14 protein-coding genes and 1 pseudogene are annotated in these 16,408 nt (G+C 44.5%); 9 read left to right on the top strand and 6 right to left on the bottom strand.

Annotation, left to right across the window (positions count from 1 at the left end):
* Positions 1-125 precede the first annotated feature (125 nt).
* Positions 126-1,076 carry a transaldolase gene (gene tal / locus KIO97_RS14065; RefSeq protein WP_005425862.1) on the bottom strand — a complete coding sequence of 317 codons (951 nt, stop codon included), beginning with the start codon at positions 1,074-1,076 and terminating at the stop codon, positions 126-128.
* 464 nt (positions 1,077-1,540) lie between these two features.
* Here tal and KIO97_RS14060 point away from each other — a divergent pair, with 464 nt between their 5' ends.
* Positions 1,541-2,533 carry a sugar-binding transcriptional regulator gene (locus KIO97_RS14060; RefSeq protein ID WP_285383074.1) on the top strand — a complete coding sequence of 331 codons (993 nt, stop codon included), beginning with the start codon at positions 1,541-1,543 and terminating at the stop codon, positions 2,531-2,533.
* Positions 2,534-2,668: 135 nt separating this feature from the next.
* Complete coding sequence (locus KIO97_RS14055; RefSeq protein ID WP_081232719.1) at positions 2,669-3,964, top strand: glycoside hydrolase family 18 protein; 1,296 nt, start codon at positions 2,669-2,671, stop codon at positions 3,962-3,964.
* Here KIO97_RS14055 and KIO97_RS26960 read toward each other — a convergent pair.
* From KIO97_RS26960 to KIO97_RS14040, 4 genes and pseudogenes are all read right to left on the bottom strand, one after another.
* Positions 3,961-4,149 (bottom strand): annotated as a pseudogene (locus KIO97_RS26960) (hypothetical protein); the annotation flags it as partial. The gene KIO97_RS14055 and the pseudogene KIO97_RS26960 sit on opposite strands and share 4 nt — an antisense overlap.
* A gap of 11 nt (positions 4,150-4,160) precedes the next feature.
* A complete protein-coding gene (locus KIO97_RS14050; RefSeq protein ID WP_285383072.1) occupies positions 4,161-4,991 on the bottom strand; it encodes a sulfurtransferase in 831 nt (276 codons plus the stop codon).
* Between the two features lie 55 nt (positions 4,992-5,046).
* Positions 5,047-5,346 (bottom strand): hypothetical protein, encoded by a 300-nt coding sequence (locus KIO97_RS14045; protein ID WP_005425945.1) that lies wholly within the window; start codon positions 5,344-5,346, stop codon positions 5,047-5,049.
* 333 nt (positions 5,347-5,679) lie between these two features.
* Positions 5,680-7,785 carry an LruC domain-containing protein gene (locus tag KIO97_RS14040; protein WP_285383071.1) on the bottom strand — a complete coding sequence of 702 codons (2,106 nt, stop codon included), beginning with the start codon at positions 7,783-7,785 and terminating at the stop codon, positions 5,680-5,682.
* 622 nt (positions 7,786-8,407) lie between these two features.
* Here KIO97_RS14040 and KIO97_RS14035 point away from each other — a divergent pair.
* From KIO97_RS14035 to ribB, 7 genes are all read left to right on the top strand, one after another.
* Positions 8,408-9,841: an aldehyde dehydrogenase family protein gene (locus KIO97_RS14035; protein ID WP_285383069.1), complete on the top strand. Its 1,434-nt coding sequence runs from the start codon at positions 8,408-8,410 to the stop codon at positions 9,839-9,841.
* A gap of 15 nt (positions 9,842-9,856) precedes the next feature.
* Entirely contained in the window at positions 9,857-10,774 is a 918-nt protein-coding gene (locus KIO97_RS14030) for an acyl transferase (RefSeq protein WP_038888448.1), read from the top strand.
* A gap of 34 nt (positions 10,775-10,808) precedes the next feature.
* Positions 10,809-11,876 carry an alkanal monooxygenase gene (locus tag KIO97_RS14025; protein ID WP_045371743.1) on the top strand — a complete coding sequence of 356 codons (1,068 nt, stop codon included), beginning with the start codon at positions 10,809-10,811 and terminating at the stop codon, positions 11,874-11,876.
* Positions 11,877-11,902: 26 nt separating this feature from the next.
* Complete coding sequence (locus tag KIO97_RS14020) at positions 11,903-12,877, top strand: alkanal monooxygenase (protein WP_285383066.1); 975 nt, start codon at positions 11,903-11,905, stop codon at positions 12,875-12,877.
* An 85-nt stretch (positions 12,878-12,962) separates the two neighbouring features.
* Positions 12,963-14,099: a long-chain-fatty-acid--CoA ligase gene (locus tag KIO97_RS14015; RefSeq protein ID WP_045379925.1), complete on the top strand. Its 1,137-nt coding sequence runs from the start codon at positions 12,963-12,965 to the stop codon at positions 14,097-14,099.
* 1 nt (position 14,100) lies between these two features.
* On the top strand, positions 14,101-14,802 hold the full coding sequence (fre, locus tag KIO97_RS14010) for an NAD(P)H-flavin reductase (RefSeq protein ID WP_043882945.1): 702 nt from the start codon (positions 14,101-14,103) through the stop codon (positions 14,800-14,802).
* Positions 14,803-14,824: 22 nt separating this feature from the next.
* Positions 14,825-15,517 (top strand): 3,4-dihydroxy-2-butanone-4-phosphate synthase, encoded by a 693-nt coding sequence (gene ribB, locus KIO97_RS14005; protein ID WP_038888442.1) that lies wholly within the window; start codon positions 14,825-14,827, stop codon positions 15,515-15,517.
* A gap of 136 nt (positions 15,518-15,653) precedes the next feature.
* On the opposite strand, the gene moeB is transcribed toward ribB, so the two are convergent.
* Entirely contained in the window at positions 15,654-16,403 is a 750-nt protein-coding gene (moeB, locus tag KIO97_RS14000; RefSeq protein WP_285383062.1) for a molybdopterin-synthase adenylyltransferase MoeB, read from the bottom strand.
* Between the last annotated feature and the right edge of the window lie 5 nt (positions 16,404-16,408).

Here is a 16,408-nt window from a genome sequence, read left to right as displayed (position 1 = left end):
AGTAGTTACTTCTCGATATTTGATTTAAATAGAGGGAACTCGTCGGAACAAGTTCAAATAGAATTTTTTGAATAAAGCGCTGATGCTAAAAGCGAGTAGGCTGGCTACTCGCTTTTGGTAAGCAATTAAAGCTTAGCTGCGATCATGTCTTCTAGTTTGCCTTGGTCAACCGCGAAGTTACGGATACCTTCAGCTACTTTCTCAACAGCCATTGCGTCTAGGTTGTGCTCCCATAGGAACTCAGCGTGAGACATTGGAGCTGGACGCTCTTTAGAACCTTTAGAATCAACCAGTTTCTCTACCACTTCGCCTTCAGCAGCTTCTAGCTCAGCAAGAAGAGCAGGAGCGATAGTTAGACGGTCACAGCCAGCAAGCTCTAGGATCTCGCCGATGTTACGGAAGCTTGCGCCCATAACAACTGTGTTGTAACCGTAGTCTTTGTAGTAGTTGTAGATGTCGGTTACTGAGATTACACCTGGATCTTCTGAAGCTTCAAAGTCACGACCTTCTTTTGCTTTGTACCAGTCCATGATGCGGCCAACGAATGGCGAGATTAGGAAAACGCCTGCTTCAGCACATGCACGAGCTTGCGCGAAAGAGAATAGAAGCGTTAGGTTACAGTTGATGCCTTCTTTCTCTAGGATCTCTGCAGCGCGGATACCTTCCCAAGTAGAAGCCAGTTTGATTAGGATGCGGTCGTTAGTGATGCCTGCGTCGTTGTACATTTTTACAAGCTGGCGAGCTTTAGCAACGCTGCCTTCTGTATCGTAAGAAAGACGAGCATCGACTTCTGTAGAGATACGGCCAGGGATAGTTTTTAGGATCTCTTTACCGATGTTTACTGCAAGCATGTCACAAGTGTCTTGTACCTGTTGTGCTTTGTCGTTGCTTTGTGCTTTTGCGTATTCGATAGAAGCGTCGATTAGAGGTGCGTACTCTTCGATTTGAGCCGCTTTTAGGATAAGAGATGGGTTCGTTGTTGCATCTTCAGGTTGGTACTTTTTGATTGCGTCAATTTCACCAGTGTCCGCTACTACAGTTGTTAGTTTACGAAGTTGCTCTAACTTGTTGCTCATAATCGATCATCCTATATAAATGGGCTTAAGTGTGGTTTTGAGTACCACAGCTTGTGCATTTGCAAGCGTGTCGGCTAATCGTCTCATCATATTTAACGAGACATCTGCTCAGCCAACTACGGAAAATTTCGGTACCGAACATTTGCCATGAACATTTGATCGGTAGCTGAGTAAATGATGAATCCATATTTATCCTATCCATGCTGAAAGTCAATCGCCGAAACCGACTTTAAGTGAAGTTCATCAACGTTTTTTTGCTGTGTGTTCAGAGCATGGCCTAAATAAACGTTTGCCCTTATTGTTCAAGGCTTGAGCAGTGCTGATATTAATAAAATTACGTAGTGAGAAAATGTCATTGCAGTGAGCAAATGTCGCAGTAAAATTGGAAGGTAACATATGCTAAGTCAATGAGCAGATGCTCACTAATGCATACAATGTCGATCCTCTAAAAGGGCGAGAAAAACATGAGCAGTTCTAATCAAGACATTTCTATTGAAAGCACAGATTTACTAACGGAGATCTCCGTTGCCTATTATCAAGACGGTGCGACCCAAGAAGAGATCTCGAAAAAGTTTTCCATATCACGGGCCAAAGTAGGGCGGATGCTGAAACAGGCTCGTGATGAAGGTATTGTCGAGATTACCGTAAAATATCACCCTGTGTTTAGCGCGAAGATAGAGCAGCGTCTCATCGAACGCTTTGGTGTGAAGCGAGCGTTGGTCGCTTTGGATCAACCTAATGAAGAAGCGCAGCGTCTCCAAGTCTCTGGTTTGGTCTCTAACTACCTGACGAGTACCTTAAAGAACGGCATGGTCGTGACGGTAGGGCAAGGGCGTAACGTTTCTTCTGTGGCTCACCACATTGGCGTTATCACGCCGCGCGATTGTAAGTTTGTGTGCGGTATTGGCGGGATTCACCCTCGTGGCGGTATGTACAATGCGGACCACATTTGCCGACAATTCGCCAAGAAATACGGCGGCACATCAGAAACTCTGTATGCCCCTGCCTACGCTGAAAACCGAGAGCAGAAGGTCGCCTTCATGCAAAACGCCACGGTTAAACAGACACTGGACTTGGCGCGCAAGGCGGATGTCGCTCTTGTTGGTATCGGTGATATGAGTGAAAACAGCTACATGGTTGACCTTGGCTGGTTTACACCAGATGAAGTGGTGCAATCCCGTTTGATGCAAGGCGTCGTAGGGGACTTTGCGGGTTATGACTTCTTTGACATCCACGGCGATGTAGCAAACACAGTAATGAGTGACCGAGTCATCGGCTTAGGTATTGAAGAATTTCGTCCAATTGCAGAAGTGATTGCGATTGCGGCAGAAAACAGTAAACCATTGGCGCTACTTGGGGCTTTAAGAACCGGAGCCATTGATGTGATTGCAACCAGTGTAAGTAACGCATTAACAGTTCTTAACTTAGATGAGCAGATGCATGGCAACAGCACATAAGAGGTTTAGCACAAATAATATGCAACTAATGTAATTTGGCTGTGAGGATTTATAAATGACTCGCAGCCTGATTTCGTTTCCAAGTTAAAAATAATCCTCAGGGGTAATTTGTAGTTGATTACTCTGGAGGAAATTATGAAAAAGACACTTCTCGCAGCTGCATTATTTACGGGGCTTACAGGTATTGCACAAGCTGAGCAAAAAGTCGTGGCAGGCTATTTTGCTGATTGGCAGTACGCAAATGCAGACAACCCATACACGGTTAAAGACATTCCGGCTGATAACCTAACTCACATTATCTACGCATTTTTAAGTATGTGTGGTCCTCACACTGGTGCCTCGGAAAATATTCAAAAGCTGGTTGCAAAGCACTGTGAAGGCAAAGAACCGTATACGGCGATTTTGGTTGATACCGAGGCGGCCCTTGAAAAAGACTTTGGTCCAGTCTCTGTAGACGTTCCATATAAAGGGCACTTCGCCCAATTGGCCGAACTTAAGAAGCAACATCCTGATCTAAAAATTCTTCCTTCTTTTGGCGGCTGGACCATGTCTGAACCTTTCCACGCTATGGCTAAAAACCAGCAAGCAATGGATCAGTTCTCTAAAACGGCGGTCGAGTTGATTGCAAAGTACGATTTCTTTGACGGCATTGACTTGGACTGGGAATATCCAGGTGGTGGCGGTTTGACTACGTCTCCTTGGAATCCAGATACCAAGCTAACAGATGAGCAAAAAGCATTAGAGCGTGATGCCTTCACTTACCTAGTTAAAACCATGCGTGGTGATCTAGATGCGTTAGCGAAAAAGACCAAGCGCGAGTACGAGCTTTCAACAGCGGTTGGTGTTGGTCCAAAAGCGGCGGGCATCGATTGGAAAGCGGCGCAGCCTTACCTAACCAACATGTTTGCGATGACTTACGACTTCCTTGGTGGCTGGGGGCAGCAAACAGGGCATACGACTAACCTACATGCGACCGACCGCAGTTGGTGGGGAATGGGCGCAGACGTGTTCATTAATCAAATGATTGAGCTGGGTATTCCTAGTGAGAAGTTGGTGATTGGTGCGGCGTTTTATGGTCGCGGTTGGCAAGGAACTAAAGATTTTGCCGGTGGTTTGCCAACTCAAGACTTATTGTCAGAGAAAGGCGCGCAGTTTGGTACTGGTGAGAATGGCTACTTCATGTTCTGGGATCTGATGAAGAACTACAGTGCGAAACAAGGATATGAGTATAAATATGATGAGCAAGCTCAAGCGCCATACTTATGGAACCCAGACAAGAAGGTGTTTATCTCATTTGAAGATCAGCGCTCTATCAAAGCCAAAGCAGACTGGGCGAAACAATCTAACTTAGGTGGAATCTTTACATGGGAACTGTCAGGAGATCCGAAAGGAGAGTTAGTCGAAGTGATGTATAAGGAAATGCAGAACTAGTCTCTGTCCCTTAGGCTATAGCTACGTAAATCAAGCCGTCGTAATTGTTCGACGGCTTTTTCGTTGTGGTTCTCTTCAGCAAAGCTAACCAACTGTTCGAAAGGGAGTGGTTTGGAATAGAAGTAGCCTTGAATCAAATCACACCCACAAGCAGTAAGTTGATCACGTTGATGGCGAGTTTCCACACTTCCTAGCCTTAACGCTCGATAGGTAGAGAATGGTCTGCACCCCATTCGGTCCAAGAACCGTCGTACACCGACAGGTTGTTCAGACCAATTTGATACGCCGCAAGTAACAAAATGCATGCGGTTACACCGGAGCCACAACTAAAAATGATTGAATTATCACTATCTATTGTTAGTGCGCTAAATATCTGTTGCAACTCTGAATTCGGTTTAATGTGACCGTTGGTTAAGAGTTCTTGAAACGGTAAGCAAACCGAATTTGGAATATGCCCACTGCGTAGCCCTTCTCGTGGTTCTGGCACTTCACCAAGGAAACGAGCTTTGGCTCTTGCATCGATGATGTTTGCACTTTGGTTATTCGAATGAGCAAGCACAGCTTGGGCGTTCGAAAACGCTTCTTGGTTGAGCTTGCCTGAAAAGTTTCCTTTTCCGCTTGGTTGCGATAAAGCACTCGTAACAGAAAACCCGGCTTTAATCCAAGCGGGAAGACCGCCATTCAGAACTCGAACATTCTCATGACCCATTGCTCTGAACATCCACCATGCTCTTGGTGCGGCAAGTGTCCCTGAGTTGTCGTATACCACGATCAAATCTTCGTTGTTCAATCCGAGCTGTTGCGCGCTTTGGTTGAAGCCTTCTTCTGTTGGCATCATATGTGGCAGAGATGAATCAGGTAAGCAAAAGTCGTTGTCGTAATCAAAGCGTAGGGAATTAGGAAGCCACTTATCTTTAACTTTTTCGCCTTCTGAAGGGATTTGAAACGCAATACTCGCGTCGAGGAGTTTGACGTTAGGTTGGCCGAGTAGGCTATTAAGTTCTTCAGTACTGATCAGTGCTTGCATCGTCTTTTGTTTCCTCAAAGTAGTATGGCGCCTTAAATAACTGTGAAGAGTAAGCTTATTCACAGCTTAAAAACGTGAGCGGTTGCTCGAAGAGTGAATCTGTTGGTTGGCTGAATGTTGCCAATGCACCTTTAGGGCAATGGGTGGAAGTTGGTACAGCGACGCGTTTGATTCCTGATTCTTCCGATTCAATCGTTAGATAACGTCTTTGACCATCGAGTGATTGCGTTAACGTATTTGAAATGACGGTTGCGGTAATGGTCTGTGTTTCATCAGAAGATGTTAGCCACAGAGCCAGACATAATGCGACGATGGCAGCAACAAAGACCAAAATGAAGGTTTTCGGATTGTCCAACGTATTTTCCCGTCAAATGAGTAACCCTACTGTTTTACAACAAAAAAATCGCATGTTCAAAAGAACGATGCGATTTTGAAGTAAAAGAGTGAGGAATTATATTGGAAGGTCGTTTTCTAGACCTTACTCCTATTTGGCTACATGACCCAAGAACTGTCACCAGAAGTAATGACTTTCTGGATTGGGTCGCTGCCATCATAGAACCAAATTTCAACAAGCAGGCTGCCTTGGCTATCAGAGACGTTAAAGTCAATGTTGGCTGTCCCTTTATCGAGTGGAACAGAAGCAACTTTGCTTGGGTATTTTTCGGAGGCGCTGGGTGGCTGTTATCTCCTATGGAATGTAGCTTTTGTTTGGTGCTGGAGCCGTGTGCCAGTCAGTGCTTTGTTCGCCAGCAGATTCTGCCCAAGTTCGAAATTGTGGGTAAGCATCCACCATATCGACACGCTCAAGAGGCCAACTCCAATCCTCTACTATCAATAGCGCCCATGGTAAATTGTTGGCGGTTTTGAAGTACTTACCTTGTGCAGGGTCACTTGCATCAACGCCAACGCCGAAGAGGTTTTGGTCATCAAATTGTTCTGTTGGTGCCTGGTCAGCGAGATGTACTTCCCACTTGCGACCTGGTTGGAACGTAATGCCATCGCCATGGTAGGTCCCCGGAGTTGCAAAGATAAACGGGTCGTATGGCATAGCTTGAATGGCTGAGCGGTCAGAATCTTCGGTGAAGTAGACATTCAGAGTAAAGGTAAGTGAAACACTGTCATCACAACCAGACTCAGTTCTGAAATAGCTACAGCTGCTTGTGGCGTGCGTGCTCAAGTCTTCACTGATGATGAAAATCGCCTCGTTAGAAATACTTTCCAAACCGTTTGATGCTTGTTCCACACCATTGAAGGATAGGGTAGTGAGTCCATTCTCAATAGCGCTTCTTAAAACACCAGGGAGTCGGATTGCGAAGCCGTTTTTGTAACCCGCGCCGTAAGCGGCTAAGTCACCGGTAATGTGGATATTTTCAACGTGACCTGCAAGGCTGGTTTCGGTAATACGGAACTTCACTACTACATCGTTCATGTCGTAGTCAGCAGTGTATGGCCAGTTGTCTTCATAAGCGACGGTCGCGTAATCTTCTGCGCTTGGGAAGTATTCTACTGTGTATCCATTACCAGTAATGGTAATTGGATGGTCTTCTACCTCACCAGATGTAGAGCCGCCATAATAGTTCAAACCCGTTTGTTGGCTAAAGCGGAATCGGCTCCAGCTCGCGCCCTCAGTAGCGGCAGTGGAGACCACGAATGGCAGAGGATTATTACCCGCAGAGAGCAGCTCATCGGTAAAGACTTGTTCGCCTGCATCATCGAAGTCGCCATCGCGGTTCCAATCAAACCAAGCAGATAGGTACCCAGATGTGGATGCTGTGACATTGATGATGGAGCTTAAGCCCGGATCGAGTGCTGAAACAAAACCGACGCCATTTTCATCGGCCGTGCCCACAGAGTTGTCATTGGCTTGACCGTCAGCGTCACCATCTGGCGCGACAGCACCTAACCAAGTGACATCATCGACTTCATGGCGTGGCCCATTGGAAGCAAGTGTTGTGCTGTAGCTATCAGGAGCGTCACCAAAATCGATGGGGTCGTCTTCATCAATCACTGGAGCATTCGCGCAACGGGCACCATCGTTTTGGCTTGAGCTTGGACCGTTAGAGACAAATTCAACTGCTGGAACAATACCAGCAGCAATGTTGGCTGCGTTATCTTCAGATAAGTCCAATCGATAGATCTTACCGTCTTGGTTGCGTGAGACATAATAGTTGCCATTCACATCAAAATAGCCAGCACCAAATGTGCCTAACTCACCAGTATCGCCAATGGCAGTCGCGTTGCCATTGCTTGGGTCGAATTCGTATAGGATGCCTGAGTTGTTATCAATGCCGTAGAGTGAGCCGTCACCCGGGTGGAAAGCAAAGTCTGTCAGGTTAACGCTGGCTGTTGAGGTGATTCTAACTATGTTTAGCGTCGCGTTTGGATCAGAATCTAGTGGGGAGAGGTCAATGGAGAATAGACCTTTCCCTTTACGGTACAAATAGTAAACGTGATTGTAGACGTCACCCACAAAGAAAGTGTGGTCGGTAGGCAGACCCGAAACACTGAGTGTTTCAGCTTGAAAGTCTTTACCTAATCGAACGATTTTCTTGTTTGTAGTGTCATAGCCGTAAATGTAACGGTCAGTGAAGTCAAAACCCACGCCGTTAATACCTGACGCTAAACCTGTGTCATCTTCTAATAGAGTAGTAGAGCCCGTAACCAAGTTGACGCTATAGATTTGAACCGGGGTTGACTGAAATAGGAATGCTTTGCTTGGGCAAGTATCGAATGGCGTGGCTTGAGCGTAAGTGCTCGCCATCAGAGTCCCAAGTAACAATGATATCCCTTTCATAATTCGCCCTCTCGTTGGTTGGTGATATATGCAATGAAAGGAACGTACCAACCGGTAACGTTTGGCATATCAATACTTTAAATATACGTTCACCACTATTTTTAATATGAATCTCAAAATGACACTCGGTTTAAGCGGTTTTCAAAACCGCTGTCTTGCCAAGATCTGCGCACGTACCCCGTCACCTATCTAGCTCGCACGTATCTGGGAACGATCCCACTTGTGGTTTCTTATGAAGTCCATACTTTTTCACTGAAAGTGCTATCTAGGTGAGAGGATATTATTGAAGAATTACAATTAACTCTAGTAGCAGCAACCACTTAAATACCATTACTTATTTATAGTGTTACAAATAACATTAATAATTTATGCAATATTTATGAGTATGGTTGCTTTAGTGTTTAATCGCACTGACAAAATAAAAAACTAAAGTGTTTGAAATTTTGTTGTTTGTTAAATGTTATGGCTAATTATAAATAAGGCAAACTATAATTAGATTAAATGATAATGCTTCTCATTATTTTGATCTGCTTAATGCATTTGGTTAAAAGTTGTTAATTAACTTTAAAAAAATAACCCAAGATATTAATGTTTTTTCAAATTCAAAGGAGAAGCTCTTGATATGGAAAAACACTTACCTTTAATAATAAATGGGCAAATAGTTTCTACTGAAGAAAATCGATTTGAGATCAGTTTTGAAGAAAAAAAAGTTAAGATTGATTCCTTTAATCATGTTCATTTAACTCAGATGGTGACTCATGATTATTTAAATGATCTAAATATAAATAACATCATCAACTTTCTTTATACAACAGGGCAGCGTTGGAAGAGCGAAGAGTATTCAAGAAGAAGGGCATATATTCGGTCTCTTATTACTTATTTGGGGTATTCACCACAAATGGCGAAACTCGAAGCAAATTGGATTGCAATGATCCTTTGTTCCAAGAGTGCGCTCTACGACATTATTGATACCGAACTTGGCTCTACGCATATACAAGATGAATGGTTACCGCAGGGTGAGTGTTATGTGAGGGCTTTTCCTAAAGGACGCACGATGCATTTGCTTGCGGGGAACGTTCCTCTCTCCGGTGTGACCTCAATACTACGAGGCATACTGACGAGAAACCAATGTATTGTGAGAATGTCAGCATCGGATCCATTTACTGCCCATGCGCTAGCGATGAGCTTTATTGACGTCGATCCCAACCATCCTATTTCTCGTTCTATTTCCGTATTGTATTGGCCTCATACATCGGATACGACACTCGCTGAAGAGTTACTCAGTCATATGGATGCAGTGGTTGCTTGGGGGGGCCGAGATGCCATTGATTGGGCGGTTAAGCATTCTCCTTCACACATCGATGTTTTGAAGTTTGGTCCAAAGAAGAGTTTTACCGTGTTAGACCATCCAGCCGATCTAGAAGAAGCCGCCTCGGGTGTTGCTCATGATATTTGCTTTTATGACCAAAATGCCTGCTTTTCGACTCAGAATATTTATTTTTCTGGAGATAAGTATGAAGAATTTAAATCAAAACTTGTTGAAAAACTGAATCTTTATCAAGAAGTTTTACCAAAATCAAAGCAAAGTTTTGATGATGAAGCTTTATTTTCTATGACTCGTCTTGAGTGTCAATTTTCTGGGTTAAAAGTTATATCAGAACCGGAAAATAACTGGATGATCATCGAGTCAGAGCCCGGGGTTGAATATAACCATCCATTAAGTCGTTGCGTTTATGTCCACAAAATAAATAAGGTTGATGATGTTGTTCAATATATAGAAAAACATCAAACACAAACGATTTCTTTTTATCCATGGGAATCTTCCAAGAAATATCGAGATGCATTCGCCGCAAAAGGAGTAGAAAGAATCGTTGAATCTGGGATGAATAATATATTTAGAGCTGGTGGCGCACATGATGCAATGCGTCCACTTCAACGTTTAGTTCGATTTGTTTCTCATGAAAGACCATATAACTTCACCACTAAGGATGTATCTGTCGAAATAGAGCAAACCCGCTTTCTTGAAGAAGATAAATTCTTGGTTTTCATCCCTTAAATAAGGAAATTTACAATGAATAATCAATGCAAGACTATTGCACACGTGTTGCGCGTGAACAATGGTCAGGAACTTCACGTCTGGGAAACGCCCCCAAAAGAAAATGTGCCTTCTAAAAATAGCACCATTTTAATTGCTTCTGGTTTTGCCAGAAGAATGGATCACTTTGCTGGGTTGGCCGAGTATCTATCTGAAAATGGTTTCCATGTGTTCCGTTATGACTCTCTTCATCATGTGGGGCTCAGCTCGGGTTCGATTGATGAATTCACCATGACGACGGGCAAAAATAGTTTGTGCACTGTTTATCACTGGCTGCAGACCAAGGGTACACAAAACATTGGCTTGATTGCGGCAAGTCTCTCAGCTCGTGTCGCCTATGAAGTTATCTCTGACCTTGAGCTGTCTTTTCTGATTACTGCGGTTGGCGTGGTGAACTTGCGTGACACACTAGAAAAAGCGCTTGGTTTTGATTACCTCAGTTTGCCTATCGATGAGCTACCAAACGATCTTGATTTTGAAGGCCATAAGCTTGGTTCTGAAGTGTTCGTTCGCGACTGCTTCGAGCATCACTGGGATACCTTAGATTCTACTCTCGACAAAGTAGCCAATACCTCGGTTCCTTTAATCGCCTTTACCGCTAACAACGATGATTGGGTTAAGCAAGAAGAAGTCTATGACATGTTAGCGCATATCCGCAGTGGGCATTGCAAGCTCTACTCCTTGCTTGGTAGCTCTCATGACTTGGGTGAAAACTTGGTCGTGTTACGTAATTTCTACCAATCCGTCACCAAAGCCGCCATAGCAATGGATGGAGGCAGCTTAGAAATCGACGTCGACTTTATCGAGCCTGATTTTGAACAACTCACCATCGCGACTGTGAATGAACGTCGCTTGAAAGCGGAAATTGAAAGCCGTACGCCAGAAATGGCTTAGGTCTTATCGTAATACCAACAAATAAGGAAATGTTATGAAATTTGGAAACTTCCTTCTCACTTATCAGCCACCTGAGCTATCTCAGACCGAAGTGATGAAGCGATTGGTTAATCTGGGCAAAGCGTCTGAAGGTTGTGGTTTCGACACTGTTTGGTTACTAGAGCACCACTTCACTGAATTTGGGTTGTTAGGGAATCCTTATGTTGCTGCCGCACATCTATTAGGTGCGACAGAAAAGCTCAATGTTGGCACCGCAGCCATCGTATTGCCGACTGCCCATCCGGTTCGACAAGCAGAAGACGTAAACCTACTGGATCAAATGTCAAAAGGACGATTCCGTTTTGGTATTTGTCGCGGTTTGTACGACAAAGATTTCCGTGTCTTTGGTACAGACATGGATAACAGCCGAGCCTTAATGGATTGTTGGTATGACTTGATGAAAGAAGGCTTCAATGAAGGCTATATCGCGGCGGATAACGAGCATATTAAGTTCCCGAAAATCCAACTGAATCCATCGGCTTACACACAAGGTGGCGCTCCTGTTTATGTCGTCGCGGAGTCAGCATCAACGACAGAATGGGCTGCAGAGCGTGGCCTACCAATGATTCTAAGCTGGATCATCAACACTCACGAGAAGAAAGCGCAGCTTGATCTTTACAACGAAGTCGCGACTGAACATGGCTACGATGTGACTAAGATTGACCACTGTTTGTCTTACATCACCTCCGTCGATCATGACTCAAATAAAGCCAAAGATATTTGCCGCAACTTCTTGGGTCATTGGTACGACTCATACGTGAATGCCACCAAGATTTTTGACGACTCTGACCAAACAAAAGGCTACGACTTCAATAAAGGCCAATGGCGCGATTTTGTCTTGAAAGGCCACAAAGACACCAACCGCCGAATTGATTATAGCTACGAAATCAACCCAGTAGGGACGCCTGAAGAGTGTATCGCGATTATCCAGCAAGATATCGATGCGACGGGTATTGACAATATTTGTTGTGGTTTTGAAGCAAATGGTTCTGAAGAAGAAATTATCGCATCTATGAAGCTATTCCAGTCCGATGTGATGCCATATCTCAAAGAAAAACAGTAATTAATATTTTCTAAAAGGAAAGAGACATGAAATTTGGATTATTCTTCCTCAATTTTATGAATTCAAAGCGTTCTTCTGATCAAGTCATCGAAGAAATGTTAGATACCGCACATTACGTAGATCAGTTGAAGTTTGACACGTTGGCTGTTTACGAAAACCATTTCTCGAACAATGGTGTGGTTGGTGCCCCATTAACAGTGGCTGGTTTTTTACTTGGTATGACAAAGAACGCCAAAGTGGCTTCGTTGAATCACGTTATTACTACACATCATCCAGTACGTGTGGCGGAAGAAGCGTGTCTACTCGACCAAATGAGTGAAGGCCGTTTTGTCTTTGGCTTTAGTGATTGTGAAAAGAGTGCAGATATGCGCTTCTTTAATCGACCAACGGATTCTCAGTTTCAGTTGTTCAGTGAGTGTCACAAGATCATCAATGATGCATTCACTACTGGGTACTGCCATCCAAACAATGATTTTTATAGTTTTCCTAAAATCTCTGTTAACCCACACGCGTTCACTGAAGGCGGTCCTGCGCAATTTGTGAATGCGACGAGCAAAGAAGTGGTTGAATGGGCGGCTAAGTTAGGGCTTCCACTCGTGTTTAAATGGGACGACTCAAACGCGCAAAGAAAAGAATACGCCGGTTTGTACCACGAAGTTGCTCAGGCACATGGTGTCGATGTTAGTCAGGTTCGACACAAGCTGACGCTGCTGGTCAACCAAAATGTAGATGGTGAAGCAGCAAGGGCAGAAGCATGCGTGTATTTGGAAGAGTTTGTCCGTGAATCTTACCCAAATACCGACTTTGAGCAAAAAATGGCAGAGCTGTTGTCAGAAAATGCCATCGGTACTTATGAAGAAAGTACTCAGGCAGCGCGAGTTGCGATTGAGTGTTGTGGTGCCGCGGACCTATTGATGTCTTTTGAGTCGATGGAAGATAAAGCGCAGCAAAGAGCGGTTATCGATGTGGTAAACGCCAACATCGTTAAATACCACTCGTAACGTTTAACTGATGCTGAAGGGGCAGCTATGCCCCTTATATCACCATTCTTTTCGCGCGATAGCGCTAACTAATAGAGGCATTTATATGGACGTACTTTCAGCGGTTAAGCAGGAAAATATCGCAGCGAGCACAGAAATCGATGACTTGATTTTCATGGGAACTCCTCAGCAATGGTCATTGCAGGAACAAAAACAGCTGACATCTCGCCTTGTTAAAGGGGCATATCAATACCATTACCACAATAATGACGACTATCGTCAGTTCTGCGAGAGGCTGGGAGTCGGAGAGGTGGTGGAAGATCTCAACGAGATCCCCGTTTTCCCTACTTCTATTTTTAAGTTGAAGACCCTATTAACACTTGACGATGACGAGGTTGAGAATCGCTTTACTAGCAGCGGTACTAGTGGCATCAAAAGTATTGTCGCACGAGATAGACTCAGTATTGAACGGCTTCTTGGCTCTGTAAATTTCGGTATGAATTACGTAGGTGATTGGTTTGACCATCAGATGGAGTTGGTGAACTTGGGCCCAGATCGCTTTAATGCCAACAATATTTGGTTCAAGTACGTCATGAGCTTAGTCGAGCTCCTTTATCCGACCGCATTTACTGTCACTGAGGATGAGATCGACTTTGAGGCGACGCTAGCCAATATGAATCGTATTAAGCAGTCTGGTAAAACCATTTGTCTTATCGGCCCTCCTTATTTTATCTATCTACTGTGTTGTTTCATGCGCGAGCAAGGTCAAATTTTCAATGGTGGTCGCGATCTTTACATCATCACTGGCGGCGGCTGGAAAAAACATCAGGATCAATCGCTCGATAGAGACGAGTTCAACCAACTTTTGTGTGAGACTTTTACCTTAGAAAGCGCAGAGCAGATTCGAGACACATTTAATCAAGTTGAACTGAACACCTGCTTTTTTGAAGATACAGAACACAAAAAGCGTGTACCGCCCTGGGTCTTTGCAAGAGCTCTGGATCCTAAAACATTAAAGCCGCTTCCGCATGGCCAGCCAGGACTGATGAGCTATATGGATGCCTCGGCAGTCAGCTATCCATGTTTTCTAGTGACGGATGACATCGGCATTGTGCGAGAAGAAGAAGGCGATCGCCCGGGAACTACTATTGAGATCGTTAGAAGAGTTAAGACGCGAGGTATGAAGGGGTGTGCTCTCAGTATGTCTCAAGCGTTTACCGCTAAGAATGAAGGAGGCAACTGACATGTTATGTTCGATAGAAAAAATTGAGCCGTTAACTAGCTTCATATTCCGAGTGTTGCTCAAGCCGGATCAGCCTTTTGAATTTAGGGCAGGGCAGTACATTAACGTCAGTTTAAGCTTTGGTAGTTTACCGTTTTCTATAGCCTCGTGTCCTTCTAATGGTGCGTTTTTAGAACTCCATATTGGTGGCTCAGATATCAGCAAGAAAAATACGCTTGTGATGGAAGAACTCACTAATTCGTGGATCTGCGGAAACATGGTTGAAGTCAGTGAGGCACGAGGCGACGCTTGGCTGCGTGATGAGAGTGTCAAACCCTTGTTATTGGTCGCAGGCGGGACCGGAATGTCTTACACCCTAAGTATTTTGAAAAATAGCTTGGAGCAAGGGTTTACCCAGCCGATTTACGTCTATTGGGGTGCTAAGGATATGGATAACCTGTATGTGCATGACGAACTGGTGGATATTGCGCTTGAAAACAAAAACGTCAGTTACGTGCCAGTTACTGAAATATCAACCTGTCCCCAGTACGCTAAGCAAGGAAAGGTGTTGGAGTGTGTGATGAGTGATTTCCGTAATTTATCTGAGTTCGATATCTACTTGTGTGGTCCTTGCAAAATGGTTGAAGTGGCTCGTGATTGGTTCTGTGACAAAAGAGGGGCAGAACCAGAGCAACTTTACGCGGACGCGTTCGCTTATTTGTAATCATTATCAAGGAGAAGAAACGATGAGCTCAACGTCACTACTAGATGAGTTTGGCACTCCAGTACAAAGGGTAGAAAGAGCGATTGAGGCTCTGAAAAATGGCCTTGGTGTTCTATTAATGGATGATGAGGATCGCGAGAACGAAGGTGACCTTATCTTCTCTGCACAGCATCTTACCGAAGCGCAAATGGCACTCATGATTCGTGAATGCAGCGGCATCGTGTGTTTGTGCTTAACGGAGGAACGCGCCAATTGGTTAGAGCTTCCTCCTATGGTGAAAGATAATCGCAGTAAAAACCAGACCGCTTTTACGGTTTCGATTGAAGCGAAAGAAGGAGTGACGACAGGGGTCTCTGCGAAAGATCGCGTTACAACGGTTAAAACGGCCACTTATTTTGATGCTCAACCAGAAGATTTAGCAAGACCAGGCCATGTTTTTCCACTGGTTGCGAAAACAAATGGCGTGTTGGCCCGTCGAGGTCATACCGAAGGTACGATCGATTTGATGTATCTAGCAAACTTAGTCCCGTCAGGGATCCTTTGTGAACTGACTAACCCTGATGGAACCATGGCGAAACTGCCAGAGACCATTGAGTTTGCAAGGCGTCATGGAATGCCAGTTCTCACTATTGAAGATATCGTCGATTATCGAACGGGCATCGACCTGAGAAATGAATATGAGAGTGGCTTAGTGTGTGAAGTGAGTTGGTCTTAGTATTTAAAGTTCCTTTGTTTGTTCAGTCGCCTAGCTGACTTTCCGCCCTTATCGGGCGGTTTTTTTGTTTTGCAGAAGTCAAAAATAAACCCGCAAAAGCGGGCTTATTGATATAAGGTGGTTAGTTGCAAACCTACTAGTTGCAAACCGGACAGGTTGGCATTTTCATCAGATTCATTTCTCGCCAAGACATGCTGAGCGCATCCAAAATCAGAATTCTGCCTTTCTTTGGTTGGCCGTAATCAGCTATCACTTTAATCGCTTCCATCGCTTGTACTGCGCCAACAATACCAACAACAGGCGCCATGACTCCGGCTTCGACACAGCTTAATGCGCCACTGCCAAAAAGGGCACTCAAGCACTGGTAACATGGTTGCGCTGGGTCATCGTAAGTAAACACGCTCACTTGGCCTTCCATGCGAATGGCGGCGCCTGAAATTAGCGGTGTTTTGGTCGCAAAACATAGGCGGTTAAGTTGATTACGCGTATCTACGTTATCTGATGCATCAACAACAATTGTGTGCTGCTCGATCAAGCTTTTTAGCTCTGTATCATCAAGACGCTTTGCGATGGTATCTACAATGATGTGCGGGTTAAGTTCGCGTAGTGCATCTGCCGCCGATTCTACCTTCTTACGGCCAATATCCGCATCGTGATGCAGTACTTGGCGCTGAAGGTTAGACAACTCGACGATATCATCATCAATCAGCGTGATTTTACCGACACCGGCAGTGGCCAAATATTGGCTTGATGCACAACCTAAGCCGCCAGCACCAAGCATCAATACTGACGCTTGTTTGAGCGCCTCTTGCCCTTCAAAGTCAAATTGACGAAGAATGATTTGGCGGTTGTAACGCAGCATTTCCTGATCGGAAAGAATATCCACAACGA

Source organism: Vibrio sp. B181a, assembly GCF_030248375.1.
Taxonomy (GTDB): Bacteria; Pseudomonadota; Gammaproteobacteria; order Enterobacterales; family Vibrionaceae; genus Vibrio; species Vibrio campbellii.
This window is presented reverse-complemented; position numbering and strand designations above follow the sequence as displayed.